Here is a 1,099-nt window from a genome sequence, read left to right as displayed (position 1 = left end):
CGGGAGCATCCCACTTTTTGACTAAGCAGAAATACTTAGCTTGATGTCGTTATTTAAATACGCACATCTCAGCCTTAAAATTTGAGGCACATTTTTTTCATTCCACTGTGCACCTACAATCTTAATTCTTGCTCCAATCTGTTTAATTAAAGACTCTACAGCTCCCGAACCAATGTCAATACCAAGATGTTGATAATTCTGGTAATCTGGGATTCTTGACTGATGTTTTCGCAGATATTTCTGGAATTTTTCACTTTCTTTACTCGTAACCCCTACAAATTCGGTTAGAGCTTCTACTGTTGACCCTTGCCACAGTTTATTCTGCGCTCTCTTCAGTCGTTTGACCGAACCTCCTACTTTATGTAAATTTTCGATCAAATGATACCAATCGAGTACCTCTCTTCTTTGCTCTATAGTCCCAATTTGATTAAACAGATTCCACACCCCATCATGACCATCTCCCAAGCAGGTTATCGCTTCACTTTGAGGTTGGCTATTTACCCATGCCACTAAATCTGGATTATTTTGGAAAAAAGCTGCCCCTACTTGACCATGTATCTTAACCGCCTTATAATTCCTCCAGATACTTTCCTCTCCTTCATGAGTTCTCAGTCTGACATTTCCTCCGTCTATACTCAATGCTTTTACTTGCTCGGTAGCTTCAGGTTCAGGCAATTTATAACGCTCTAACAGTCGATGTTGTGTACTGTGCGGTACATAAATGCCTGTCAACATTTTTAAGTCTCTCTCAGCATTGGCAAAGGATTCATGGACCACTAATAATAAACAACATTTTTCCAAATTAGGACTCAGACGACTTCCCTTTTTTACTCCCAGCTTTTGGGCTTGCTTACTCGATAGAGTTATTTCTCCTACGCAGCTTTTTATGGTTCTTTTTCTCCCAGAACCTTTTCCCCCCGCCGAGTTAAAAAAAAACCGCTAATTTCTGGTGCTACTGTCTCAATTAAATGTTCCCTCACACTCAGTTCTACGGATTCAAAGCTTTGTAGATTGTCTACTGGGGTATTTTTATAAAGGATCTCTGCTATTTCTTGGAGATTTATTTGGATTTTCTGCTGTTCTTCTGGGGTCATGCTTT

Annotated in this window: 1 protein-coding gene; it reads right to left on the bottom strand. The window is 39.8% G+C overall.

The annotated features are described in order from the left end of the window. Positions 1–21: 21 nt before the first annotated feature. Positions 22–1,094, bottom strand: a protein-coding gene (locus QUB70_RS32560; RefSeq protein WP_332985933.1) for an ISKra4 family transposase whose coding sequence is annotated in 2 segments (ribosomal slippage) — positions 22–941 and positions 941–1,094 — 1,074 coding nt in all. Because the reading frame shifts where the segments join, the coding sequence is not laid out codon by codon here. Positions 1,095–1,099 lie beyond the last annotated feature (5 nt).

Source organism: Microcoleus sp. A003_D6 (genome assembly GCF_036702825.1).
Taxonomy (GTDB): Bacteria; Cyanobacteriota; Cyanobacteriia; order Cyanobacteriales; family Microcoleaceae; genus Microcoleus.
Note: the sequence above shows the minus strand (reverse complement) of the source record. Positions and strands in the feature narration are given on the sequence as shown.